Origin of the sequence: Demequina sp., assembly GCF_016278765.1 — a bacterium.
Taxonomy (GTDB): Bacteria; Actinomycetota; Actinomycetes; order Actinomycetales; family Demequinaceae; genus Demequina.
This window is the reverse complement of sequence record NZ_JADQBE010000020.1, coordinates 20,380-43,776: the sequence shown is the minus strand read 5'-3', so window position 1 is coordinate 43,776 and position 23,397 is coordinate 20,380. Positions and strand designations below refer to the sequence as shown.

Genomic DNA, 23,397 nt, shown 5'->3' with positions numbered 1-23,397 from the left:
ATGTGCCCAGCATCAAGCCAAAACCCCGCTCAACATTGGAGACACGCCCTAGTTCGGCTGCTAGAGCATCTGGTGGGGCCGCATCTGGAGTCGCTATCCGCGTAGCCGATTCGAGATCGTTGTGGGATCGAATCCGAGGCGTCTTCCGATCTCGGCAAACGAGGCGCCAGACTCATAGAGCTCTCGAGCCTGATTGACATGCGCACTTGTCATGTAGTGCGCGCGAACTGGTACGTCGTGGCGGTCAAGGATCGCGGTCACCGTGGTGCGATGGAGTTTGAACTTCGGGGCGACCGCGTAGATTGTCTTCCCGGCCTCGTACATCTCGAGTACTTCGACCTGGTCTTTCGGACCTAGGTGATGCTGTGCCTGCGAGCGGCTTCGTGGACGCGCGGTTATCGCGGGATCCTTCGCCCAGGTTCCTGCCGGCGCCAACAGAGGCGAGCATTTTCTGGACTCCCACTCCGAGAGGTCCACTCCTGAAGGGCCGCCCTTGCGGACGGCCCTTTGTTGTTGTCTCTCCAGGGTGTCCGAGGGCCCGAAAAGGCCCTTCCCGGACCAACCTTTTCGCCGGCGAAAACGCCGAAAATGCCGATGTGACCCAGGTCACCTCGAGCTCCTCCGATGGGTCCCCCCACCATCGGCGGCCGAAGCGTCTGCAAAGTCCCTGGTAAAAGCACTCGCTCCAGAATCGCGTCGGTCAATCCGCGGGAACAGAACAAATGCGACACAGGCGACAGTTGCCACATGTGGCGCCCGGTGAGGCATTCCTCACAATCCCGCATGTCGGCCGCCAGGGGGTCGATAAGAAATGCATGAAGCTACACGTCCGGAAACTCTCCGTCCTGTCCATCGCCACGGCATTGATCGCAACGCTCGCGTTGGGATTCGCGACTCCGTCGGTCGGGGCCGTCGCGGCTCCCAGCCTGCGAGCCGACAACGTGCCCACCTGGTGGTACCAGGCTCCTGAGGTGCGCGAAGCCAAGGTGGACGTGGAACAGATGCTCGCGATGATGGACGTCAAGGTGGCCCTTCGCATCGAGGTGCGCCTGGCGGACGAACTGTTCGCCTCGTCGGCCGGGAAGGCTGCCGAAGAGACGCGTCGGGCCCTTGCCAAGGAGCGCAACCGGGCGCACGCCGCCGTTCTGCTTGCCGACGATGTCGCGGCGGTGTCGGCGGCAGCCGAACAGCTCGCGCCCGCGGTGACCGCAGTGAAGGACGAGGTTGCCGCGTGGGAGAAGGCGGAGGCCGCACGCAAGGCGGAAGAGGCACGCAAGGCCGAGGAGGCCCGCAAGGCCCAGGCGGCGGCGGCATCCCGCACCGTGACCACCACTTCTGCGACCGGCACCGCTACGGCGTCGGGCGGTCAGACCGCCCAGCAGTACCTCAACTCCGTCGCCGCAGGGTACGGGACCAGCATCAACTGGGCGGCGTCCGCATGCGGGCACTCCGGGAGCTGGGTTTCCGGCTGCTACACCGGCGGGCCGACCATCACCGTCACCACCAACGCCTACTCGTCCTGGAGTCGAGCCAAGGGTGAGGGTCGCAACGTGGTGATCCATGAGGCGGCGCACTTCCTGACCCGTCAGCAGTGCGGCACGATCTACGTGGGCGGTGACCGATTCGAGAACGTCGCCGATGCGTACGCGGTGCTCCTGGGCGCTGGCGCAGGCACCGGCTACGGCTACAACAGCACGGACATGGCATGGGCCAAGGCGATCGCCGCCGGAGGGTGTTCGCTCTAGTCGGGACCACCACTCAAGTGTTATAGTTCTTATAGAACAGTTGCACTTGAGAAGGGTCTCACTGTGGTCACCACAACATCCCCACGCGTGGTGCGGAGTTTCGTCATCACGGTGCTGGTATTGCCGTTGCTTGCCTCCGCGACCGCGCTCCTCTTCCAGGTGTCCTGGTTGGGCGAGCTCCCGGATCCCGCGGCGGTCCACTGGGGCGCTGGGGGCCAGCCGGACGGCTTTGGCGCGGCATGGACGTTCCCGGCCGTCACGGCGGGACTCGGGCTGGGCCTGCCCCTCTTGGTGGCGATGACCACCTTGCCGATGCTGAGGCGCGGCGCCCGCGGCGGCACGTTCCGCTTCATGGGGGCTTTCGCGCTGGGGATGTCCGTGTTCATCGTGACGCTCAACACGTGGTCTGTCGCACTGCAACGCGGTCTTGCGTCCTCAACGGACGCCCCTAGCATCCTTCCGGGGATGCTCGCCGCGTTCGGCATCGGCGCCGTCACCGGGACAGCCGACAGGGCGGCGGCCCTGCTGACCGGCCTGGCCGTCCGGGCGTCGTCGCGCAAGGCAGGCTAGACCATGCTGGTGCGCATCGATCCGACGAGCGACGTGCCGATCTTTGACCAGGTTGCGGGATCAATCCGCGCGGACATGGTGGCCGGCGGCATTCGGCCGGGTGACAAATTGGCCCCGGCGCGGGAACTCGCGGCGGCGTTGCGGGTCAACCTCCACACGGTGTTGCGCGCCTACCAGCTGCTGCGCGACGAGGGTCTGGTTGACATGCGCCGGGGCAGGGGTGCCGTCGCGACGCCCGCCGCGGGCGGCCTGTCTCAATTGCACTCGGAGATTGTGGCGCTGTCGCAGAAGGCGCTCGCGCTCGGGATGTCTCCCGATTCGCTCGCGGCGCTTGTGCGCGACGCCGTGCGCGGCGAGTCCGGCTAACACTCCGCGCCCCGCGAGGCGGCGGGCGAAGCGAGCGGCCGCGGTTCAGCGGAACCGACCACAGGAGGCACACTGGCACTGGCGGACGGCGGCGCAACGCGACAGGCTGTTCATCATCACCTCTTTCGATCGGAGAATCTCTCATGGCTCAGCGCACCGCCGTTGTCACCGGAGCTTCGAGCGGCATCGGCGCCGCCACCGCCCGCCTGCTTGCCCAGCAGGGCTGGCACGTGGTGATCGGAGCGCGGCGCCTGGACCGACTCGAGGAGTTGGCGGCCCAGATCGGCGGCACCGCACACGTGCTCGACGTGACCGACCAGGCCTCCGTCGATGCATTCTGCGAGGCCGTTGACGAATGCCATCTGCTGGTCAACAACGCGGGCGGCGCGCTGGGAACAACGTCGATCGCGGAGGCGGACGACGCCGAGTGGATGCAGATGTTCGAGATGAACGTGATGGGCACACTGCGGGTCACGCGGGCGCTGCTGCCCAAGCTCGTCGCGTCGGGAGACGGCCAGATGGTCTCCCTGGGCTCGATCGCCGCGTTCGAGCCCTACCCGAGCGGCGCGGGCTACAACGCGGCCAAGCACGCGGTCAAGGCGCTGACCAGGGTGCTGCGGCTCGAGATGCGGGGCCAGCCAATCCGGGTGTGTGAGATCGATCCCGGGCTTGTGGAGACGGAGTTCTCCGTGGTGCGCTTCTCCGGAGACCGGGAACGGGCCAAGAAGGTCTACCAGGGCATGACCCCGTTGACGGCGGAGGATATTGCCGAAGCGATCGCCTGGGTGGCCTCACGCCCGGCGCACGTCAACATCGACCAGCTGGTCATCATGCCGCGCGACCAGGTGTCCGCACAGGTGGTTCACCGCACGGAGTGATCGCGCCCTGTGACCGCGCGGATCGAACGACGGCTCCGGTCTACCGGGCCCCGGGAGCCCATGCAGGAGCGGGGATCAGGGAGAACAGGTCCTTGGGGTCTTCCGGCGCCGTGATCAGGTCGAGGTCGCCCGCAAAGCGGGTGCCCGTGACGTCGTCGCGCACGTAGGCCAGCGCCACAAAGTCCTCGATCGCGAAGCCCACGGAGTCAAACACGGTGATGTCAGCGTCGTCCGTGCGGCCCGGGGCCTCGCCGGCCACCACCCGCCACAAGGCCTCGACGGGGTGCGTGGCGGCCAGGTGCTGAATCTCACCCTCGATGCGCGTCTGAGGCTCGTGCTCCACAAAGATGCGGGCACGATGCAGGATGGCCGTGTCCAGCTCCGTCTTTCCGGGGCAGTCGCCGCCGATCGCATTGAGATGTACCCCGGGACTCACCATCGCGTCGGTGAGCACCGTCGCACTGGTCTTGTCCGCGGTGCAGGTCGTGACGATGTCGGCCCCCGCCACCGCATCGGCCGCGCTGGTGGCGCGATAGATGTCGATGCCCTGGCCGGCCATGTTGCGCTCGTACTTGTCCATCGCGCCAGCGTCGACGTCCCAGATGCGCACCGCGTCGATGCCGTTGATGGCGCGCATGGCGAGCGTCTGGAACTCGGACTGGCTGCCGGTGCCGATCAGGGCGAGCACGCGCGAATCGGTCCGCGCCAGATAGCGCGCGGCCATCGCCGACGTGGCCGCCGTGCGTAGCGCGGTCAACAGGTTCATCTCGGCAAACATCAGCGGGTAGCCAGTGGCGACGTCCGCGTAGACGCCAAAGCCCGACACCGTCTGCAGGCCGATGCTTGGGTTCGACGGGTGGCCGTTGACGTACTTGAAGGCGTAGTGCTCGCCATCAGACGTGGGCATCAGTTCGATCACGCCGTGCTTGGAGTGCGACGCGACGCGAGGCGCCCGCTCAAAATCCATCCAGCGGGTGAACGCCTGTTCCATGCGTTCCACCAGGTTGACGATGATGGGCTCGACTCCACGGTCGGCAATCCACTCGCGCATGTGGGGAGCATCGACACACAGGACCATCAGGACTCCTTTCCGGTGGCACCGGTCTGGTCAACAGCACTGCGCTGGTCAACAGCACTGCGCAACTCGAGTGTGCAGCACTTGACGCCGCCCCCGCCGAGCAGCAGCTCGGTGAGATCGACGCCGATGGGGGTGTAGCCGTGCTCGCGCAGTTGGGCGTGGAAGCCCGTCGCGGCGGCGGCGGTGATGACGTGCAGGCCATCGGAGACGGCGTTGAGGCCGAACACGGCGGCATCCTCCTCGGACACCTCGATGGCGTCGGGGAAGCGCAGCCGCAGTTCGGAGAGGCTTGCCTCGCTGAACGCGCCGGGCAGGTAGGCCACGTGCTCCCGGCCGGGGCGGCGGTCCAGGATGGTGAGGGCAGTGTCCAGGTGGTAGTACTCGGGCCGCACCAATTCGAGTGCGACCACCTCGCGGCCGAAGATTCGGGCCGCCTCGCGGTGGCTCGCCCTGTCCGTGCGGAACCCGTGGCCAGCCAAGATCACGTCGCCGATGGGCAGGAAGTCGCCTTCGCCCTCGTTGACACACTGTGCCCTGTTGACCTTGAGCCCGGCGGCCTCGAACCAGGCGCCGTACGCCGGTCCCTCCGGCTGGCGCTGGGGGAAGTGAAAACTCGCCGTGTACGCGACGTCATCGATCACCAGCCCGCCATTCGCCGCGAACACCATGTCCGGCAGCCCCTCGATCGGCGCGATCTCGCGCACCGCGAAGCCCAGGCCGCGGTAGGTCTCGCGCAGTTGCTCCCACTGGGCGACGGCGCGGTCGGTGTCCGTGGGGGCATCCGGATCCATCCACGGGTTGATCCGATAGGTCACGGTGAAGTGGGTGGGACGACACATCAGGACCGTCATCGCGGCTGCGATGCGTTCCGTGGCGCGCGGGGACGGCGCGGTAATAGTCATGGGGACCTCCTGAGGACAGGATGCCAACAATCCCGTGCACGAATTCGATCAATCGCGCGGATTGTGAGCGCAGATGAGGGCTCAAATGCAATAATCGAGCGCCTAGGGAGGTGCATGGTGAACATCGACAGTCTAGATCGGCTCATCATCGACGAGCTCAGGGTCAACGGCAGGGCCAGTTTCGCGGACATCGGCCAACGCGTGGGCCTGTCGCCCTCCGCCGTGAAGCGACGCATCGACCGGATGACCGCCGAGGGCGTGATCAGGGGTTTTGGCGTGCGGCTCGACCCCACGGTCGACGGCCAGGCGATCGAGGCCATCGTCGAACTCTTCTGCACCGGCACCGTCGCACCCGAGGAATTGCGGCGCATCCTCGGCGGCAATGCGCATGTGGTGGAGGCGTGGACCGTGACCGGTTCCGCCGACGCTTTGGTGCGCATGCGCGCCGCCACCATGACAGACCTCGAGGAAGCCTTGGAAACGATCAGGCTGGCACGTCAGGTTGACAACACCCGCAGCGCGCTGGTGCTGTCCCGTCTGGTGGAGAACAACAGCGCCTGACTACCAGGTGGGAAGCCAAATGTGGATGGTGCGATACCAGTTCGGAATGGACTGGCCGGTCCACACGGGGAAGAAGAAGGCGGAGAGGGCAATCACCGCCACCAGGAACCAGCCCACGGCCAGCGACCGGCGTCGCGAGAGGCGACCCTCGAGCCACTCCGGTTGCGCGAATCGCTGGAGCCCCCAGGTGAGCGTCATCACCACAAAGGGCACCATCGTCACCGCGTAGAACGTGAAGATGGTGCGGTGAGCAAACGGGATCCACGGCAGCCAGGAGATCAGGGTGCCCGCAGCCAGCACGATCCCCAGGCGATCCTGGTGGACCATGAACCGCCAGATGCCCAGGCACAGCGCGGCGAGACCCACCCACCAGATCAACGGATTGCCCACCGACGTGATCGCCTGCACGCAGTTATCGCCCAGGCAGCTGGCCTCGTCGACCCGCTCGAAGAAGAACGACGTGGGCCGGAACTGGATGATCCACCCGCCGGGATGCGACTCCCACGGGTGCGGGCTGTCCAGGTCCTTGTGGAAGTCGTACATCGACACGTGGTAGTGCCACAGCGACCGCAACGGCGCGGGTAGCCACGTCACACCCTCACCGGGGTGCTTCTCCGCCCAGTCGCGGCCATAGGAGCCGCTGGTGGCGAACCAATTGGCCCACTGTGCGATGTACACGGCGGGAATGATGACCACCGTTGCGATCAGCCCAGGGATCGCGGAGCGCAACGCCGCGGCGGACAGCCAGTGGCGATACCCGGCCGCCTTGCGATCGCCGGCGTCGAGCAGCACGAACAGCACCATGAAGCCCGCCGTGAAGTACAGCCCGGACCATTTCACGCCGGTGGCGAGCCCCAAGGAGACGAGCGCGAGCAGGCGCCACCACCTGACCCCCACCCGGGGTCCCCAGCCGCCCACCGTGTCGGCGGGGTGTGCATGGTAGATGCGTTGCGCCCGCCATCGATCCAGCCACAGCAGCGCAAAACCGGCGACCACAAAGAACGTGAGGAAGACGTCCAGAATCGCGGTGCGCGACATGACAATGTGCAGGCCGTCGATCGCGAGCAGCAGGCCGGCGACGCCGCCCCACAGCGTGGACTTCATGATCCGTCGCATCAGCAGTGCCACGATCAATACCGTCAAGGTGCCCAGCAGCGCCCCGGCAAAGCGCCAGCCAAAGGGCCCGTTCCCGAACACCTTCATGCCCGCGGCGATCAGCAGCTTGCCGACCATGGGGTGGACAACGTAGTCGCCCTCCGTCTCGAGGTCGGAGAAGTCCCCCTGAGCGAAGTGCCCCTCGTCGTCACCCCAATTGCCCTCGTACCCCATGGTGAGCAGCGAGTAGGCGCCACGGGTGTAATAGACCTCGTCAAACACGAGCGCCTGCGGGTGGGCCAGATCCGCGAACCGCAGGATCGCTGCCAGCAGGGTGACGCCGGTGGCCATCACAGTCGCACGCCAGCGCCACAGGGTCACGATCACGGCTAGAGCCTAACTCGCGGGAGGCCGCCCAGCGCTGCATCGGTTCCGGGGTGTGCCAGTCTGGAGCCATGCCCGGCCGCCTCATCCTTGCCGCCACCCCCATCGGCAACGTCGGCGACGGCAGCGCCAGGCTGTGGGAGGCGCTCGCGACGGCCGACGTGGTGGCGGCCGAGGACACGCGCGTGACCAAGGAATTGGCGATGCGCGCGCAGATCCGCATCGCCGGCACGCTGGTGGCGTTGCACGATCACAACGAGGGCCACATGGCTCAGCGGCTGGTCGATCGCGTGCTTGCCGGAGACACGGTGGTGGTGGTGTCCGACGCGGGCATGCCGCTCGTGTCCGACCCCGGCTACCGGCTCGTGACGGCGGCCATCGCGGCCGACGCCCCCGTCGAGGTGCTCCCGGGCCCGTCCGCAGCGTTGGCGGCGCTCGCGCTGTCCGGTCTGGCGACCGATAGGTTCGCGTTCGAGGGCTTCCCGCCGCGCAAGGAGGGCGAGAAGGCGGCCGCGTTGGCCGCGCTCGCGGGCGAGCAGCGCACCCTGATCTTCTTCGAGTCGCCCCACCGCGTCGCGGGAACCCTTGCGGCGATGGCGGAGGCGTTCGGTGGCGACCGCCAGGCGTCGGTGTCTCGCGAAATCACCAAGCGCTACGAGCAGACGCGCAGGGGCCCGCTCGCGGACCTGGCCGCCTGGGCGGCTGAGGATCCACTCCGCGGCGAGATCGTCCTTGTGGTGGCCGGACGCCCCGCCGAGGCCCCCACCGTGGGCCGGCTGGTCGCCGAGGCCCTGACGCGCATCGGCGAAGGCGAGCGCGCCAAGGCGGTGGTGGCGGACCTGGCGGCAACGTTCGGCGTGCCGCAGCGGGAACTCTATGCGGCCGTGGTCGCGGCGAGAACCTCGCACTGAGGTCGAGGCCATCCCGCCCCAAGCGGGCCTCGTGAAACGGCTCCGCAGCGGTCACTAGGATGAGCGGCATGTCTCGCATTCTCTCCGCTGTTGCCTGGCCCTACGCCAACGGTCCCCGACACATCGGCCACGTTGCCGGTTTCGGCGTGCCGTCCGACGTCTTCAGCAGGTATATGAGGATGGCGGGCCACGACGTCCTGATGGTGTCCGGCACCGATGAGCACGGCACCCCGATCCTGGTCCAGGCCGAGCGCGAGGGCGTCACGGCGCAAGAGCTTGCCGACCGCTACAACAGGGTGATTGTCGAGGACCTGGTTCAGCTGGGTCTCAGCTATGACCTCTTCACGCGGACCACCACCGGCAACCACTACCGCGTGGCGCAGGACCTCTTCATCGCGTGCCACAGGAACGGGTACATGGTGGCCAAGACCGCGCGCGGCGCGATCTCGCCCTCGACGGGCCGCACCCTGCCGGACCGCTACATCGAGGGCACGTGTCCGATCTGCGGCGCCGCTGGCGCGCGCGGCGACCAGTGCGACACGTGCGGGAACCAGGTCGACGCGATTGACCTCATCGACCCCGTCTCCAAGATCAACGGTGAGACGCCCAAGTTTGTGGACACGGAGCACTTCTTCCTCGACCTGCCCGCCCTTGCCGAGCGGCTGGGCGAGTGGCTTGGCGGCCGTCACGGCTGGCGGCCCAACGTGCTGAACTTCTCCCTCAACCTGCTCAAGGATGTGCGGCCACGCGCCATGACCCGCGACATCGACTGGGGCATTCCGGTGCCGTTGACCGGGTGGGAAGACAACCCTCACAAGCGCCTCTACGTGTGGTTCGATGCCGTGATCGGCTACCTCAGCGCCTCAATCGAATGGGCGCGCCGCTCGGGTGACCCCGAGGCGTGGCGTCAGTGGTGGAACGACCCCGAGGCCCTGTCCTACTACTTCATGGGCAAGGACAACATCACGTTCCACGCCCAGATCTGGCCCGCCGAATTGCTTGCCGCCAACGGCCAGGGGTCGAAGGGCGGAAGCGTGTCCGACTTTGGTGAGTTGCAGTTGCCCACCGAGGTGGTGTCCAGCGAGTACCTGACGATGGAGTCAAACAAGTTCTCGTCCTCCCGCGGGCACGTCATCTACGTGCGGGACATGTTGTCGCGTTACCAGCCCGACGCGCTGCGGTACTTCATCGCGGTCGCCGGGCCGGAGACGTCGGACGCCGACTTCACGTGGGCCGAGTTCAAGCGCCGCACCAACGACGAGCTGGTGGCCGGATGGGGAAACCTGGTCAATCGCACCGCCTCGTTGCTGCACAAGAACGTCGGCTCGATTCCGGCCCTGGTCGACGTGCAGGACATCGACCGCGCCGCGCTCGACGCCTCCCAGGCGGGATTCGACGAGGTCGGCAGGCTCATCGGCGCCCACCGCCAGCGCCAGGCCGTGAGCGAGGCCATGCGCATCGTCGGCGATGCCAACAAATACCTGGCCGACACCGCGCCCTGGAAGCTCAAGACCACCGACCATGAACGCATGAAGACGGTATTGGGGGTGGCGGCGCAACTCGTCAGCGACGCCAACACCATGCTCGCGCCGTTCATGCCGCACAGCGCACAGCAGGTCCACGAGGCGCTCGGGGGCACGGGGATCTTCGCCCCGATGCCGCGCATCGTCGAGGTGGAGGACCTGGATATCGCCGGCCGCAGCTACCCCGTGATCGAGGGCGACTACTCGCCCCAACACAACACGTGGCGCCGCAACCCGCTTGTCGCAGGGACCGTGGTGCCGATGCCGAGCCCCATCTTCACCAAGCTCGACGACGACGTGGTGGAAGCCGAGCTCGAGCGGATGCGCGCCGAGACGTGAGCGACGTCGTGTGGGCGACGCCGCCCGAGGCGCTTCCCGCACCCGTGGTGGACAACCACTGCCACCTCGACTTTCCCTACCGCGGTGCGGTCGCGCGTTCCGCGGCGCAGCTTCTTGACGAGGCGTGCGCGGTGGGTGTCACGCGCGCCGTGCAGATCGGCTGCGACCTCGACTCCGCCCGGTGGACGGCCCAGGCCATCCTGGCGGACCCGCGCCTGGTGGGGGGCGTGGCGTTGCACCCCAACGAGGCGCCGGTCCATGCCGCAGGCGAGCATCCCAGCGGCCTCGACTACGACGAGGCGCTGGCGGAGATCTCCCGTCTGGCACGCCTGCCGCGCATGCGAGTCGTCGGCGAGACCGGGCTCGACTATGTCCGCACGGGTCCCGCCGGCCGCGCCGCGCAGATGCGATCCTTCCGTGACCACATCGCCTTGGCCAAGGAGGTGGGCCTGGTGCTCCAGATCCATGATCGCGACGCCCACGCGGACGTGCTGGACATCCTGGAACGCGACGGCGCTCCGGAGTTCACGGTGTTTCACTGCTTCTCCGGCGATGCGGCGATGGCGCGGTTGTGCGCCTATCGCGGCTACTACGTGAGCTTCGCGGGCAACGTCACCTTCAAGAACGCTGACTCGTTGCGTGCGGCGCTTGCGGTCACCCCGCTTGAACAGGTGCTTGTCGAAACCGACGCGCCCTTCCTCACCCCCCACCCACAGCGAGGCCGGGTCAATTCGCCGTCACAGGTGGCGACGACGATGCTCACGATCGCCGACGTGCTCGGTCGCGGGCTTGAGGAGGCGTGCACCGCGATCGACGCGACCTCAGAGCGGCTCTACGGACCCTGGTGAGGCTTATACCACACTGCGGGGCATATCTCTCGGGTTTGCGCGCACGTGTGCGGATGTGAGACAAAGGGGGATTGACTTGCGTGTGTTCAACCTAGGGAACCTATGACGTATCGGACGCTTCCTCCAGCGCCGGGCAGTCGCCGAGAGCGACGCCTGCGCGGTCGCGCGCGCCTGCAGACGCTGCGTCAGGTGGGAACCACACTCGTGGTGGGGGCCCTCGCCGCCGCCACCTTCACGTCGGCCGACGCCGCCGATATCGCCGATACTTGGCTGCACCGTGGCAACGCCGCCGCCGAGGTCCCGGTGGCAGAGGTCAGCGCGGCCAGCGCCGACGTTGAAGTCGAGACGGTGGCCACGGAGAACGCGGTGGCGCACAGCGTCGTCAAGCAGTCGGACCCCCAAGCCAAGACGGGCTCACAGCGAGTACTGCAAGCAGGTGCACCCGGAGTCGAGCTGGTGAGCTACACGGTGACCACGGTCAACGGGGTGGAGACTGCCCGGCTGCCGGGCATCTCCGTGCTCGTGACGCCCCCCACGGATGAGATCGTGGCCGTCGGCTCCCTGACCATCCCGCCTGCGACAGCCGTGCAAAAGGGAACCAACCGCGCGCTGGGTCAGCAGATGGCGGCCGACCTCTACGGCTGGTCGGGCGATCAGTGGTCGTGCCTCGACAACCTGTGGGCGCGCGAGTCGGGCTGGTCTCACACAGCCGGAAACCAGTCGTCTGGCGCCTATGGGATCCCGCAGGCTCTGCCAGGCAGCAAGATGGCGGTCTACGGCGCCGATTGGCAGACAAATCCCGCCACCCAGATCAAGTGGGGGCTCGCCTACATCCAGGGGCGCTACGGCACTCCCTGTGGCGCGTGGGGTCACTTCACCGCCCAGAGCTGGTACTAGCGGCCCGTGGCCGCACTGCTCGGGCCCGCTGAGGTCCGCACTCTCGCCGCATCGCTTGGAGCGGCGCCCACCAAGAAGTGGGGCCAGAACTTTGTGGTCGACGCCGGGACGGTGCGGCGCATCGTCCGCATTGCGGGCGTCAAGCCCGGCGACCACGTTGTCGAGGTCGGGCCGGGATTGGGATCGCTGACGCTTGCCCTGCTCGAGGCTGGCGCGCGCGTGACGGCGATCGAGATCGATCCCACGCTGGCCCAGGCGTTGCCGGCCACCGTGGCCGCGCGGGCGCCCGCCGATGTCGGTCGGCTGACCACGATCCAGGCCGATGCGATGACCGTGATCGCACTTGAGGGCGAGCCGACGCTGTTGGTTGCCAATCTGCCCTACAACGTCTCCGTTCCCGTGATCTTGCGCTTTCTCGAGTTCTTCCCGTCCTTGCATACGGTGCTCGTGATGGTGCAGTCCGAAGTGGCGGATCGGCTGGCCGCGCCGCCCGGATCACGTACGTATGGCATTCCGAGCGCCAAGGCCGCCTGGTACTGCACAGTGCGACGCGCTGGGGACGTGGGCCGCTCGGTGTTCTGGCCGGTGCCGCGCGTGGACTCGGCTCTGGTGCTGATGGAGCGCCGGGAGGTGCCCCTCACCACCGCGGCGCGCCGCGACGTCTTCGCCGTCATCGATGCCGCCTTTGGCCAGCGTCGCAAGGGACTCCGAGGCGCGCTGGCGTCCCTCGCGGGCTCGCCGGCGGCCTCCGAATCGGCATTGCGGGAGGCCGGCATCGAGCCGCTCACGCGGGGCGAGCAACTGGACGTGGCCGCGTTTGCCCGCATCGCCGAGGCGCTCGAACGGGCGAGGGTGGCGTCGTGACCGCGGACCTTGCCATTGAAGGAGTCGCGCGCCGCCGCGTGAGGGCCCGCGCCTCCGGGAAGGTCAACCTCCACCTGTCGGTGGGGCCCCTCGCGGACGACGGCTACCACCCGCTCGCCACCGTATTCCAGGCGGTGGACCTCTACGAGACCGTCACGGCCACGGCGCGCGATGACGGCGCCATCACGCTGACGATGGACTGGGCCCCGCACCTGAAGGACTTCGCTTCTCCCGTGCCGCTCGATGAGACCAACCTGGCGTGGAAGGCCGCCGAGGCGGTGCGCCGCGCCTTCGGCATCGTCGACGGCGTGGACTTGCACATCCTCAAGGGAGTGCCGGTGGCAGGCGGGATGGCGGGCGGCAGCGCCGACGCGGCGGCGGCACTGCTTGCGTGCGCCGAGGTGTGGGATTGCGGCGTCACGCGCTCCGATCTCCACGAACTCGCGGCGGGCCTTGGCGCCGACGTGCCGTTCTGTCTGATGGGCCACACCGCGATAGGCCTAGGCAGGGGAGAGCAGTTGTCGCCGGCCATGACCCACGGCGAGTTTCACTGGGTCTTTGCGGTGCAGCACAGCGGCCTGTCCACGCCCACAGTGTTCGAGCGCTTCGACCAGATGGTGGAACGCGGTCAGATCATCCCCACCGATCCGGCGGTCAACACCGAGGTCATGGCGGCGCTCATCGCGGGCGACGCGGGCAGGCTGGGCGCGGCACTGTCCAACGATCTCAAGGCGCCCGCGCTCGACCTGGCACCGGGCCTGGCATCCGTCATCGAAGTCATGGAGTCGACCGCCACCTTGGGAGTCGTGATCTCCGGCTCGGGCCCCACGGTGGCGGGCCTCGCGCGCTCTCGTCAGCACGCCCTTGCCATCGGCGCCATGATCACCGCGGCGGGGGTCGCCGACGTGGTGGTGACCGCCAGCGGCCCCGCCGCAGGCGCGGTCCTGCTGGAGCGCTAGACCCGCGTCTACTTCTTGAGCGAGTCGCGGATCTCGGCCAGCAGCTGGATCTCGGTGGGACCCGCAGGCTCGCCCACCGGCTCGTCCTTCTTGGAGCGCTCGGCCAGCCGGTTGAGGGGCATCACGACCGCAAAGTAGACCGCCGCCGCGATCGCCAGGAAGCGCACGATCGCGTCGAGCACGAGCCCCACACTGAACTGTGCGCCGTTGATCGTGAAGTTCCCGACGCCCGTGAGCGACGCCTCGCCGAAGACTGCGGCCACGATGGGCGTGATCAGTCCGTTGACGAGCGCGGTGACGACAGCTCCGAAGGCGGCGCCGATGACCACGGCGACCGCGAGGTCGACCACATTGCCGCGCATGACAAAGTTCTTGAAACCCGTGAGCATGATTCCTCCCAATCGGTCGCGCGGGGGCGCGTTTGCCTCACAATGTAGGGCATGCGAAGGCGGCTGGGGCAGACGCCAAGCCAGGCGGTGCCGGGGCCTACGTGTCGGCGTCGGACATGGCGGGATTGCGCTCCAGAGCGCTGAGCCCGTTCCACGCGAGATTGACCAGGTGTGCAGCCAACACATTCTTGGCGGGCTCGCGGACCTCCGCCCAGTGTTGGCCGGCAAGAGCGACCTGGCCCACGAGCATCTGCGCATAGAACGGCGCGACAAAGGGGTCGAGACCGCGTCGGCTGAACTGGTCGCCCAAGAGCCCCTCGACCTGGGCCGACACATCCCCCAGAAGCGACGAGAACGTGCCGGAGGCTTGCGCCACCGGCGAGTCTCGCACCAACATGCGAAAGCCGTCGGGCGAGTCCTCGATGTAGCCGAGCAGGGCCAGCGCGGCGCGCTCCACGAGCACGCGCGGGTGGGCACGGGTCGCGAGCGCCCCCGACAGCGCGCTCGACAGGGCCTCGACCTCGCGGTCCACGATCACGGCGTAGAGGCCCTCCTTGCCGCCAAAGTGCTCGTACACCACCGGCTTCGACACGTCCGCACGTAGCGCGATCTCTTCGACCGACGTTCCCTCGAAGCCCTTCTCGGCGAACAGCGCTCGGGCCACTCCGACCAACTGTTCACGACGTTGACGAGCGGTCATGCGGGCGCGCGGGGCGCGCTTAACTTCCTCGGTCACGTCCCTAGTGTGCCGCGATTCCTGGCACACTGGTGCGCCGGGAGTCAATTTCGATCCCGTTCCGCCCTGGTGTAATGGCAGCATGCAGGCCTTTGGAGCCTTGCGGTCTAGGTTCGAATCCTGGGGGCGGAACGCGCGCCGTTAGACTGACCCCGTCAGCCCTACGGGGGTCCCTGTCCCATACAAGGGGGTGCGGTGAGCGTCACGCGACCAGCCGCCGTCATGATCCTCGCCGCGGGCGAAGGCACCCGCATGAAGTCATCGACGCCCAAGGTGCTGCATCGCATCGGTGGACGGTCATTGCTTCACCACGCGATTGCCGCTGCCCAGGGTCTCGACCCAGAACGCCTCGTGGTGGTGGTGCGCCATGCGCGCGAACAGGTGGCGGCTCACGCCCACGAGGCCGCAGCCGACGCGCTGATGGCAGACCAAGACGACGTTCCCGGGACCGGGCGCGCGGTGTGGTGTGGGTTGACCGCGCTGGACGCGACTGCCATGGCGGGCGCCGCGGCACGGGGCCTGGCGCGCGAGGTCGTGATGTCGATGCGCGCGACCGGGGCGATCGTGGTGACCTCCGCAGACGTGCCGCTCGTGGACACGGAACTGCTCGGTGCGATGCTTGCCGACCACGTGGCCGCGTCGCGGGCGGTGACGGTGATGACGGCCCGCGTGGAGGACCCCACGGGCTACGGCCGCGTCGTCCATGACGTGGATGGCGCCATCGCGAGCATCGTCGAACACAAGGACGCGACCGAGGCCGAGCGGGCCACCACCGAGATCAACGCGGGCCTGTACGTCTTCGACGCAGAGACGCTGCGCGACGCCCTGGCGGGCCTTGACCGAGACAACGCCCAAGGCGAGCTGTATCTCACGGACGTGGTCGCGATCGCACGGGCCGCGGGCAAGCCGGTGGGTGCCTTCGTGGCTCCGGACGCGCGCACCGTCGAGGGCGTCAACGACCGGGTCCAGTTGGCGGCCATGGGTGCCGCTCTCAATAGGAGCATCGTCGACCGGTGGATGCGGCACGGAGTGACCATCGTTGACCCGGCCACCACGTGGATTGACGTGACGGCCACCTTGGAACCGGATTCGACGCTGCTGCCCGGAACCCAGTTGCACGGCAACACCTCCGTCGCCACCGGCGCCGTCGTCGGCCCCGACTCGACGCTGACGGACGTCGCGGTGGGCGAAGGCGCGACCGTCATCCGGACGCATGGCTCGTCGTCGAGGATCGGCGCGGGAGCGACGGTGGGGCCGTTCTCCTATCTGCGCCCCGGCACCGTGCTTGGCGAGGACGGCAAGATCGGCGCGTTCGTGGAGACAAAGAATGCGAGCATCGGCGCGCACTCCAAGGTGCCGCACCTCAGTTACGTAGGCGACGCCACCATCGGTGAACACTCCAACGTGGGTGCGGCGACCATCTTTGTGAACTACGACGGAGTCCACAAGAACCACACGACCGTGGGCGATCACGTGCGCATCGGCTCCGACAACTCCCTGATTGCACCGCTCACCATTGGCGACGGCGCCTACACCGGCGCGGGAGCGATCATTCGCCGCGATGTGCCCTCAGGAGCGCTCGCGCGCAACAGTGTGCCGCAGCAGGTGATCGAGGGGTGGGTTGCCTCCCGACGCCCCGGGACGCCGTCCGCCGAGGCGGCCAAGAGGGCCGTGGGCCGGGACCACGACGGCGCGCACGGGTCGCCAGTACCGATATCGTTCAGTCAGGACGACGCGGGTAGCGAGCGGGGTGAGCAATGATGTCGATGATTTCGAAGTCGAGTGAGCGCAGGCTGGTCTTCACGAGCGGTCGGGCGCACCCCGAGTTGGCGGAGCACGTTGCCGAGGAACTCGGCATCGAGGCCGTCCCCACCACCGCATACACGTTCGCCAACGGCGAGTTGTATGTGCGCTTTGGCGAGTCGGTGCGTGGCGCCGACGCCTTTGTGTTGCAATCGCACGCGGCCCCCATCAACGAGGCCATCATGGAGCAGCTGATCATGGTGGACGCGCTCAAGAGGGCGTCGGCCCAGCGCATCACGGTGATTGCACCGTCGTATGGCTACGCCCGTCAGGACAAGAAGCACAAGGGTCGCGAGCCGATCTCTGCTCGGCTCATGGCGGACCTGTTCAAGACGGCGGGCGCGGACCGCATCATGTCGGTCGACCTGCATACGTCGCAGATACAGGGATTCTTTGACGGCCCAGTGGACCACCTGTGGGCCATGCCGTTGCTCGCGCAGTACGTGCGTTCCCGCGTGGCGCCCGACAACCTCACGATCGTGTCGCCGGACGCTGGCCGGGTGCGCCTGGCCGACCAATGGTCGGACTACTTGGGCTCTCCGCTGGCCATCATCCACAAGCGTCGCGACCCCGCCGTTCCCAACCAGGTCAAGGTCCACGAGCTCGTGGGTGAGGTCGAGGGCCGCTCCTGTGTCCTGGTGGACGACATGATCGACACCGGCGGCACCATCATCCAGGCGGCAAATGCGCTGTTCGAAAACGGCGCCAAGGACGTCATCGTGGCATCGACGCACGGACTGCTCTCGGGCCCCGCCGTGGAACGGCTGCGCGACTCTGGCATCACCGAGGTGGTCGTCACGGACACGCTGCCGATCCCCGACGAGAAGCGCTTTGACACGCTGACGGTGCTGTCGATCGCGCCGCTCATCGCACGCGCGGTGCGCGAGGTGTTCGACGACGGCTCGGTGACGAGTCTGTTCAATGGGAACGTCTAGCCTCGTTTCATTGCAGTGGAACGCTGCGTGACCGCGATCGCGCGGCCCCGTGGGGGGCTGTTTCCGCGGATCGCCGCATGCTCGGGGAGCGACCGCAACCGTTCCTGACATCCTGCTGCCGTAGCCGGACATGAGGAAGCGTGAGACCTGTGACTGACGCCGAGCGCGAGCAGCGCTTCCGGGCAATCGCCGAGCTCGTCCTCGAGCCTGCGCGGCGCTATCTGCTACGACGCGCCGACGCGGCGATGGCTGACGACGTGCTGAGCGAGACCCTGCTGGTGCGCTGGCGACGGCTCGATGAACTGCCGGCCGTGACCCCCGAAGGGCTGCTCGCGCGAGAGCAGGCTTTCGCCGCGCGTGTGATCGCCGTCGACGGCGGGGTCGTGACGCTTGAGGTGACCCAGCGCTTCGCGGGCGGTGTCGCCGACCGTGTCGAGGTGCCACAGGTCGATGCGCTCGACAGCGACCTTTCGAGTGTCCCCTTCGAGTTGGGCCAGTCCTATCTGGTCTCGGCCGGTGACGCGACGATCCGCGGATGCGGGCTCAGCGGCCCCGACAGTGCCCAGCTGCGCGCGCTGGACGACGCGGCATTCGGCGGCTAGCGCCGGCGAAGCGGCGCGGTCGCCCCTGGTCAGGGGCGATTCGCGCGCGGCCCGCGGAGGCAGTAGACTGTCGCAGTTCCTCGGCGAGGCTGGCAAGCAGCACGGCTGGCGTGATCGACGCGGCGGATGCGGTGCGTCCTGCCTTGCCTGGGCCCGTATTCGACCGATTCGAGGAGAAACCCCATGGCTGACATGTTGAAGCTTGCGGCTGAAAAGCGCACCGAGTTTGGCAAGGGCGCCGCCCGCCGCGCGCGCATGGCGCACCAGATCCCCGCCGTGATCTACGGCCACGGCGCCGCCCCCCTGCACGTGCTGCTTCCCGGCCACGAGACCATGATGGCGCTCAAGCACTCCAACGCGCTGATGACCGTCGAATGGGATGGCGACAAGCAGATGGTCATCGTGAAGGACGTTCAGCGCCATCCGGTCAAGCGCACGATCGCACACGTTGACCTGCTGATTGTCCGCAAGGGCGAGAAGGTCACCGTGGACGTCCCCGTTCACGTGGTGGGCGAGCCGTTCCCCGGAACCGTTGCCGTGACCGAGCACACCACGCTGTCGATCCTGGCCGAAGCCACCCACATTCCCGAGTCGCTCGAGGTGTCGATCGAGGGCATGGGCGATGGCGAGAAGATCACCGCCGGCGACGTGGCGCTGCCCGCCGGTTCCGAATTGATGACGGACCCCGAAACGACCGTTGTGGGCATCTCCGTACCGCGCGGGCCCGCCTCGGACGAAGAGGAAGAGGCCGCCGCCGAGGCCGAAGAAGTGGCCGCCGAGGCGGATGCCGAGGCCGAGTCCGACTCCGAGTAGAACTGTCCAGCATGAGCGCCCGGCTTGCCCCCGTGTGGCGAGCCGGGCGTCGTGCTTTGCGCCTGCTCGTGGCATCGTCTGGGGGGAGAGTATCGGAGGACGAGGACATCGTGACCGCGCTGGTAGTGGGCCTGGGCAACCCTGGCCCCGAGTATGCGCAGACGCGCCACAACGTCGGCCAGATGGTGGCCGACGAGTTGGCGCGCCGCTGGTCAGGCTCCTTCTCCACGGTGGGACGCACGCACGCCCAGGTGGCCAGCATCCGGCTTGGCGGCGTGGGGCCGTCGTCAGTGCCGGCGGCGCTCGCCAAACCCATGTCCTACATGAATCTTTCGGGCGGCCCCGTCAGTGCCTTGGCGAGGTACTACGGCGTCACGCCGGCCGACGTCATCGTGATTCACGACGAGCTCGACATTCCGTTCGGCGCGATCCGCCTCAAGCGGGGCGGCGGATCCGGAGGGCACAACGGACTGAAGGACGTGTCGAAGGCTCTGGGCATCCCGGACTATGTCAGGGTGCGTGTGGGCATCGGCCGCCCACCCGGCCGGCAGGCCCCCGCCGAATTCGTCCTCAAGCCCTTCAGCGCCAGTGAGAGAAAGGAGCTAGACCTGGTGGTCGCGCTCGCCGCCGACGCCGTGGAGGAAGTGCTGACCAACGGGCTGGCGGAAGCCCAGCAGCGGTTCCACTCCTCGGACTAGTCTCACTGGTCCCGCGCGGCCGGTGGATCGGGGCGTCCCCCGGCCGTGCACTGGACATCGCCCCCGCTTCGGCCAGTACCATCGAAGACGTCGACCCCCACGTTGGGGGCGTGGCACTCCGCATGACTCCGGCCCCACCCACATGCCCAAGGGAGATCACCGTTGACCTCAGGCCGCACCGACTGGACCATTCCGCAGATCAGCGACCGCAGTTTCGGGGCGGTGCTCTTTGATCTTGACGGGGTGCTCACTCCCACCGCAGACGTCCACATGGCCGCATGGCGGCGGATGTTCACCGACTACTTCACGGCGCACGGCATCACGCCCGAATATACGGACGACGACTACTTTGCCCACGTGGACGGCCGGCCGCGTTACGAAGGCGTGCAGGAGTGTCTGGCCTCCCGAGGAGTGGAACTTCCGTACGGAACCCCCGAGGATCCACCTGGCGACCAGACGGTGTGCGCGTTGGGCAACTCCAAGAACGGCGCGTTCAACGCCGTGCTCCGCGAGGACGGCGTCGACCCCTTCCCGGGCTCTGTGGCGTTGCTGGACGCCTTGGAGGCCCTGGGCGTGCCGATGGCCGTCGTGTCGAGTTCCCGCAACGCGACGGACGTGCTGAAGGTCGCGGGCCTTGCCGACCGCTTCGAGGTGGTGGTCGACGGCAACGTGGCCGCCGCCGAGGGTCTGCCCGGCAAGCCCGCACCCGACACCTATCAGTACGCCGCGACACTGCTGGGCGTCTCGGATGCCGTATCCGTGGTGGTAGAAGACGCCATCTCGGGCGTCCAGGCGGGCGCGGCGGGCGACTTCGCCCTGGTGATTGGCGTGGACCGGGGGGCGGGCGCCGATGACCTGGTCCGGGCCGGAGCCGACGTGGTGGTGGGCGACCTCGGGGAATTGGTCATGCCATGAAGGCCGCGCGCACCTCGCGGTCCGAGACAGGATTGGGTGACTACGTTGACCGGCTGCGATTCCCGGCCGACCCGTGGCGGCTCACGGAAACCGGCTTTGACGGCGAGGACATCGGCACCAGCGAGACCCTGTTCTCGGTGGGAAATGGCTATCTCGGCCTGCGCGGCAACGTCGAGGAGGGTCACGACTTCCACTCCCACGGCACCTTCATCAACGGCTTTCACGAGACGTGGCCGATCCACCACGCCGAGGAGGCTTACGGGTTCGCGCGCACCGGTCAGACCATTGTCAACGTGCCCGACTCGAAGGTCATCAGGCTCTACGTTGACGACGAACCGCTGTTGCTGTCCGTCGCGGATCTGATCGAGTACAACCGGTCGCTCGACATGCGCGACGGCGTGCTCACCCGAGACCTCCTGTGGCGCACGCCGGCGGGAAACCGGGTTCGTGTGCGATCACGGCGCATGGTGTCCTTCACGCATCGTCACGTGGCGGTGCTCACGTTCGAGGTGACGCTCCTGGACAAGGAGGCACCCATCGCCATCTCGTCTCAGCTCCTCAATCGTGAGGCGGGCCTCGATGAGTACCGCGCTAACCCGGATCTGACAGGCGAAACGGACCCTCGCAAGGCGGAAGCCTTCCAAGGGAGGGTTCTCGCGTCGCGCATGCACAAGGAGGAAAACGGCCGCATCCAGTTGGGCTACCAGTGCGTCAATTCCGAGATGACGCTGGCCGTCGCGATGGAGCACTGGGTCGACTACGACGGTGACTATGACTGCGCCAGCGAGGTCGAGGAGGACTACGCCAAGCACGTGTTCCGCACCCACCTGAAGCCCGGTGAGACCTTCTCCCTGACCAAGGTGGTCAGCTACCATACGTCGCGTGTGGTGCCGGCGAGAGAACTGGCCGACCGGTGCAACCGCACGCTCGATCGCGTGAGCGACGAGGGAGCGGACAAGCAGTTTGAGGACCAGCGGGAGTGGCTCGATGAATTCTGGGCACGCTCCGACGTTGAGGTAGGAGGAGACGCCGCGCTCCAGCAGGCCGTCAGATGGTCACTGTTCCAGCTTGCCCAAGCGGGCGCACGCGGCGATGGAAACGGCATCTCGGCCAAGGGCGTGAGCGGCTCCGGCTACGGCGGCCACTACTTCTGGGACACCGAGATCTACGTGGTGCCCTTCTTCACGTACACGTCCCCGGTGATGGCGCGCAACGCGCTCAGATACCGATACCGCATGCTCGGCGCGGCCGAACAGCGGGCGGCCGAGCTCGCCCAACGCGGGGCGCTGTATCCATGGCGCACCATCAACGGCGAGGAGGCTTCCGCGTACTACGCGGCGGGCACGGCGCAGTACCACATCGATGCAGACATCTCCTATGCGATCAACAAGTACGTGCGCGCGACCGGAGACGACGAGTTTCTGGCCCGCGAGGGCATCGACATCCTGGTGCAGACGGCCCGCATGTGGGCCGACCTCGGATTCTGGCGCAAGACGGCGGGCAATGAGCCGTCATTCCGCATTCACGGAGTGACGGGTCCAGACGAATACACCACGGTGGTCAACGACAACCTGTACACGAACGTGATGGCACGCTTCAACTTGCGCTCCGCCGCCGAGTCGGTCCGCAAACTCGCCGACACCTGGCCGGACCAGCACGCCAAGATGGTGGCTCGCCTGGATCTGGCTCCGGACGAAGTCGAGGAATGGGAGCGGGCCGCGGAGGCCATGGCGATCCTGTGGGACGAGAACCTGGGCATCCACCCTCAGGACGCGTTGTTCAACGAGCGCGAAGTGTGGGACCTGCCGAACACTCCTCCCGAGAAGCGCCCGCTGCTGCTGCACTTCCACCCGCTCGTCATCTACCGCTTCCAGGTGCTCAAGCAGGCCGACGTTGTCCTCGCGCTGTTCTTGCAGGGCGACCACTTCTCCATGGAGGAGAAGCGATCCGACTTCGAGTACTACGACCCGATCACCACCGGCGACTCGACGCTGTCCGGCGTCGTTCAGTCCATCATCGCAGCCGAGGTCGGCTACCACGAGCTTGCCCTCAAGTACTTCTGGGACAGCGCATTTGTCGACATCGGCGACCTTCACTCCAACACGGCAGACGGCGTGCACGTCGCATCGGCCGGCGGCGTGTGGTCAGCGCTCGTGTATGGCTTTGGGGGCCTTCGCGACTACGGGACGATGCTGCACTTCGACCCGCGTCTTCCCGACCCGTGGCCCTCGCTGACGTTCCGACTGACCCAACGCGGGACCCGGGTCAGGGTGACGGTGCGCAAGGAGTCCATCTCCTTTGACGTCGAGGAGGGCCCCGGCCTCACGGTGGACGTGCGCGGCACTCACTACAACATCCTCGCTCACGCCGAGATGGTGGTGCCGCTCGAAGACCAGGGACCGCGTCTCGACGGAGTTCCCGATCCGGCGAAGTTCCACGGCACGCTGCGCGCCGACGGCACCGTCATTACGGCGTCGCTGCCGCCCAACGTGAACGAGCCGGACGCCATGGACATCGAGGCGGAGGCCCCGCCGTCGCTGACGTAGTGGCGCGTGGCCGTTCCGCCGCGCACCTGACGCCCTGGGC

Annotated in this window: 24 protein-coding genes and 1 tRNA gene; 19 read left to right on the top strand and 6 right to left on the bottom strand. The window is 67.5% G+C overall.

Annotated features, from left to right (window positions below; all coding sequences use genetic code 11):
- Positions 1-93: 93 nt before the first annotated feature.
- Positions 94-213, bottom strand: a complete 120-nt coding sequence (locus QZZ29_RS12745; protein WP_366479028.1) for a helix-turn-helix domain-containing protein — start codon at positions 211-213, stop codon at positions 94-96.
- 602 nt (positions 214-815) lie between these two features.
- Here QZZ29_RS12745 and QZZ29_RS04340 point away from each other — a divergent pair.
- From QZZ29_RS04340 to QZZ29_RS04325, 4 genes are all read left to right on the top strand, one after another.
- Positions 816-1,745: a hypothetical protein gene (locus QZZ29_RS04340; RefSeq protein ID WP_291381679.1), complete on the top strand. Its 930-nt coding sequence runs from the start codon at positions 816-818 to the stop codon at positions 1,743-1,745.
- Positions 1,746-1,808: 63 nt separating this feature from the next.
- Positions 1,809-2,315: a DUF1648 domain-containing protein gene (locus QZZ29_RS04335; protein WP_291381677.1), complete on the top strand. Its 507-nt coding sequence runs from the start codon at positions 1,809-1,811 to the stop codon at positions 2,313-2,315.
- Positions 2,316-2,318: 3 nt separating this feature from the next.
- Complete coding sequence (locus tag QZZ29_RS04330; RefSeq protein ID WP_291381675.1) at positions 2,319-2,681, top strand: GntR family transcriptional regulator; 363 nt, start codon at positions 2,319-2,321, stop codon at positions 2,679-2,681.
- 143 nt (positions 2,682-2,824) lie between these two features.
- On the top strand, positions 2,825-3,559 hold the full coding sequence (locus QZZ29_RS04325) for an SDR family NAD(P)-dependent oxidoreductase (protein WP_291381673.1): 735 nt from the start codon (positions 2,825-2,827) through the stop codon (positions 3,557-3,559).
- A gap of 40 nt (positions 3,560-3,599) precedes the next feature.
- Here QZZ29_RS04325 and QZZ29_RS04320 read toward each other — a convergent pair whose 3' ends face one another.
- Entirely contained in the window at positions 3,600-4,637 is a 1,038-nt protein-coding gene (locus QZZ29_RS04320) for an ornithine cyclodeaminase (RefSeq protein ID WP_291381671.1), read from the bottom strand.
- Complete coding sequence (gene ddaH, locus QZZ29_RS04315; protein WP_291381669.1) at positions 4,637-5,539, bottom strand: dimethylargininase; 903 nt, start codon at positions 5,537-5,539, stop codon at positions 4,637-4,639. Before ddaH ends, QZZ29_RS04320 begins: the two co-directional genes overlap by 1 nt.
- Positions 5,540-5,653: 114 nt before the next feature.
- Between ddaH and QZZ29_RS04310 the strand changes: the two genes are divergently transcribed.
- Complete coding sequence (locus QZZ29_RS04310) at positions 5,654-6,100, top strand: Lrp/AsnC family transcriptional regulator (RefSeq protein WP_291381668.1); 447 nt, start codon at positions 5,654-5,656, stop codon at positions 6,098-6,100.
- On the opposite strand, the gene QZZ29_RS04305 is transcribed toward QZZ29_RS04310, so the two are convergent.
- Positions 6,101-7,582: a phospholipid carrier-dependent glycosyltransferase gene (locus QZZ29_RS04305; RefSeq protein WP_291381666.1), complete on the bottom strand. Its 1,482-nt coding sequence runs from the start codon at positions 7,580-7,582 to the stop codon at positions 6,101-6,103.
- A 68-nt stretch (positions 7,583-7,650) separates the two neighbouring features.
- Between QZZ29_RS04305 and rsmI the strand changes: the two genes are divergently transcribed.
- The 6 genes from rsmI (at position 7,651) to QZZ29_RS04275 (ending at position 13,920) form a co-directional block, all read left to right on the top strand.
- On the top strand, positions 7,651-8,490 hold the full coding sequence (rsmI, locus tag QZZ29_RS04300; protein ID WP_291381664.1) for a 16S rRNA (cytidine(1402)-2'-O)-methyltransferase: 840 nt from the start codon (positions 7,651-7,653) through the stop codon (positions 8,488-8,490).
- Between the two features lie 68 nt (positions 8,491-8,558).
- Positions 8,559-10,352: a methionine--tRNA ligase gene (gene metG / locus QZZ29_RS04295; protein WP_291381662.1), complete on the top strand. Its 1,794-nt coding sequence runs from the start codon at positions 8,559-8,561 to the stop codon at positions 10,350-10,352.
- Positions 10,349-11,200, top strand: a complete 852-nt coding sequence (locus QZZ29_RS04290) for a TatD family hydrolase (protein ID WP_291381660.1) — start codon at positions 10,349-10,351, stop codon at positions 11,198-11,200. The genes metG and QZZ29_RS04290 overlap by 4 nt, the downstream gene beginning before the upstream one ends.
- A 189-nt stretch (positions 11,201-11,389) precedes the next feature.
- Positions 11,390-12,097: a G5 domain-containing protein gene (locus tag QZZ29_RS04285; RefSeq protein WP_366479022.1), complete on the top strand. Its 708-nt coding sequence runs from the start codon at positions 11,390-11,392 to the stop codon at positions 12,095-12,097.
- A 6-nt stretch (positions 12,098-12,103) separates the two neighbouring features.
- Positions 12,104-12,961 (top strand): 16S rRNA (adenine(1518)-N(6)/adenine(1519)-N(6))-dimethyltransferase RsmA, encoded by an 858-nt coding sequence (rsmA, locus tag QZZ29_RS04280; protein ID WP_291381657.1) that lies wholly within the window; start codon positions 12,104-12,106, stop codon positions 12,959-12,961.
- Positions 12,958-13,920: a 4-(cytidine 5'-diphospho)-2-C-methyl-D-erythritol kinase gene (locus QZZ29_RS04275; RefSeq protein ID WP_291381656.1), complete on the top strand. Its 963-nt coding sequence runs from the start codon at positions 12,958-12,960 to the stop codon at positions 13,918-13,920. The genes rsmA and QZZ29_RS04275 overlap by 4 nt, the downstream gene beginning before the upstream one ends.
- Before the next feature lie 8 nt (positions 13,921-13,928).
- Here QZZ29_RS04275 and mscL read toward each other — a convergent pair whose 3' ends face one another.
- Both mscL and QZZ29_RS04265 read right to left on the bottom strand, forming a co-directional pair.
- Positions 13,929-14,309: a large conductance mechanosensitive channel protein MscL gene (mscL, locus tag QZZ29_RS04270; protein ID WP_291381654.1), complete on the bottom strand. Its 381-nt coding sequence runs from the start codon at positions 14,307-14,309 to the stop codon at positions 13,929-13,931.
- Positions 14,310-14,406: 97 nt separating this feature from the next.
- Positions 14,407-15,009 (bottom strand): TetR/AcrR family transcriptional regulator, encoded by a 603-nt coding sequence (locus tag QZZ29_RS04265; RefSeq protein WP_291381681.1) that lies wholly within the window; start codon positions 15,007-15,009, stop codon positions 14,407-14,409.
- A 96-nt stretch (positions 15,010-15,105) separates the two neighbouring features.
- Here QZZ29_RS04265 and QZZ29_RS04260 point away from each other — a divergent pair.
- The 8 genes from QZZ29_RS04260 to QZZ29_RS04225 all read left to right on the top strand — a co-directional run bounded on the left by QZZ29_RS04260 (position 15,106) and on the right by QZZ29_RS04225 (position 23,357).
- Positions 15,106-15,177 (top strand) — tRNA-Gln (locus QZZ29_RS04260).
- 63 nt (positions 15,178-15,240) lie between these two features.
- Positions 15,241-16,806 carry a bifunctional UDP-N-acetylglucosamine diphosphorylase/glucosamine-1-phosphate N-acetyltransferase GlmU gene (gene glmU / locus QZZ29_RS04255; protein WP_291381653.1) on the top strand — a complete coding sequence of 522 codons (1,566 nt, stop codon included), beginning with the start codon at positions 15,241-15,243 and terminating at the stop codon, positions 16,804-16,806.
- Positions 16,803-17,783: a ribose-phosphate diphosphokinase gene (locus tag QZZ29_RS04250; RefSeq protein ID WP_291381651.1), complete on the top strand. Its 981-nt coding sequence runs from the start codon at positions 16,803-16,805 to the stop codon at positions 17,781-17,783. The genes glmU and QZZ29_RS04250 overlap by 4 nt, the downstream gene beginning before the upstream one ends.
- Positions 17,784-17,923: 140 nt before the next feature.
- Complete coding sequence (locus QZZ29_RS04245; protein WP_291381650.1) at positions 17,924-18,385, top strand: hypothetical protein; 462 nt, start codon at positions 17,924-17,926, stop codon at positions 18,383-18,385.
- Positions 18,386-18,568: 183 nt separating this feature from the next.
- Complete coding sequence (locus QZZ29_RS04240) at positions 18,569-19,198, top strand: 50S ribosomal protein L25/general stress protein Ctc (protein WP_291381648.1); 630 nt, start codon at positions 18,569-18,571, stop codon at positions 19,196-19,198.
- 11 nt (positions 19,199-19,209) lie between these two features.
- Complete coding sequence (gene pth / locus QZZ29_RS04235) at positions 19,210-19,896, top strand: aminoacyl-tRNA hydrolase (protein WP_291381647.1); 687 nt, start codon at positions 19,210-19,212, stop codon at positions 19,894-19,896.
- A 162-nt stretch (positions 19,897-20,058) separates the two neighbouring features.
- Positions 20,059-20,811: an HAD-IA family hydrolase gene (locus QZZ29_RS04230; RefSeq protein ID WP_291381646.1), complete on the top strand. Its 753-nt coding sequence runs from the start codon at positions 20,059-20,061 to the stop codon at positions 20,809-20,811.
- On the top strand, positions 20,808-23,357 hold the full coding sequence (locus QZZ29_RS04225) for a glycosyl hydrolase family 65 protein (protein ID WP_291381644.1): 2,550 nt from the start codon (positions 20,808-20,810) through the stop codon (positions 23,355-23,357). Before QZZ29_RS04230 ends, QZZ29_RS04225 begins: the two co-directional genes overlap by 4 nt.
- Positions 23,358-23,397: the final 40 nt, after the last annotated feature.

What these genes read in the sequence shown, in the direction of transcription:
- QZZ29_RS04240 (WP_291381648.1), top strand. Translation starts at nt 18,569, where the DNA reads ATGGCTGACATGTTGAAGCTTGCGGCTGAAAAGCGCACCGAGTTTGGC.
- pth (WP_291381647.1), top strand. Translation starts at nt 19,210, where the DNA reads ATGAGCGCCCGGCTTGCCCCCGTGTGGCGAGCCGGGCGTCGTGCTTTG.
- QZZ29_RS04310 (WP_291381668.1), top strand. Translation starts at nt 5,654, where the DNA reads ATGGTGAACATCGACAGTCTAGATCGGCTCATCATCGACGAGCTCAGG.
- ddaH (WP_291381669.1), bottom strand. Translation starts at nt 5,539, where the DNA reads ATGACTATTACCGCGCCGTCCCCGCGCGCCACGGAACGCATCGCAGCC.
- rsmI (WP_291381664.1), top strand. Translation starts at nt 7,651, where the DNA reads ATGCCCGGCCGCCTCATCCTTGCCGCCACCCCCATCGGCAACGTCGGC.
- QZZ29_RS04225 (WP_291381644.1), top strand. Translation starts at nt 20,808, where the DNA reads ATGAAGGCCGCGCGCACCTCGCGGTCCGAGACAGGATTGGGTGACTAC.
- QZZ29_RS04250 (WP_291381651.1), top strand. Translation starts at nt 16,803, where the DNA reads ATGATGTCGATGATTTCGAAGTCGAGTGAGCGCAGGCTGGTCTTCACG.
- metG (WP_291381662.1), top strand. Translation starts at nt 8,559, where the DNA reads ATGTCTCGCATTCTCTCCGCTGTTGCCTGGCCCTACGCCAACGGTCCC.
- mscL (WP_291381654.1), bottom strand. Translation starts at nt 14,309, where the DNA reads ATGCTCACGGGTTTCAAGAACTTTGTCATGCGCGGCAATGTGGTCGAC.
- QZZ29_RS04340 (WP_291381679.1), top strand. Translation starts at nt 816, where the DNA reads ATGAAGCTACACGTCCGGAAACTCTCCGTCCTGTCCATCGCCACGGCA.
- QZZ29_RS04320 (WP_291381671.1), bottom strand. Translation starts at nt 4,637, where the DNA reads ATGGTCCTGTGTGTCGATGCTCCCCACATGCGCGAGTGGATTGCCGAC.
- QZZ29_RS04325 (WP_291381673.1), top strand. Translation starts at nt 2,825, where the DNA reads ATGGCTCAGCGCACCGCCGTTGTCACCGGAGCTTCGAGCGGCATCGGC.
- QZZ29_RS12745 (WP_366479028.1), bottom strand. Translation starts at nt 213, where the DNA reads ATGACAAGTGCGCATGTCAATCAGGCTCGAGAGCTCTATGAGTCTGGC.
- QZZ29_RS04265 (WP_291381681.1), bottom strand. Translation starts at nt 15,009, where the DNA reads ATGACCGCTCGTCAACGTCGTGAACAGTTGGTCGGAGTGGCCCGAGCG.
- QZZ29_RS04330 (WP_291381675.1), top strand. Translation starts at nt 2,319, where the DNA reads ATGCTGGTGCGCATCGATCCGACGAGCGACGTGCCGATCTTTGACCAG.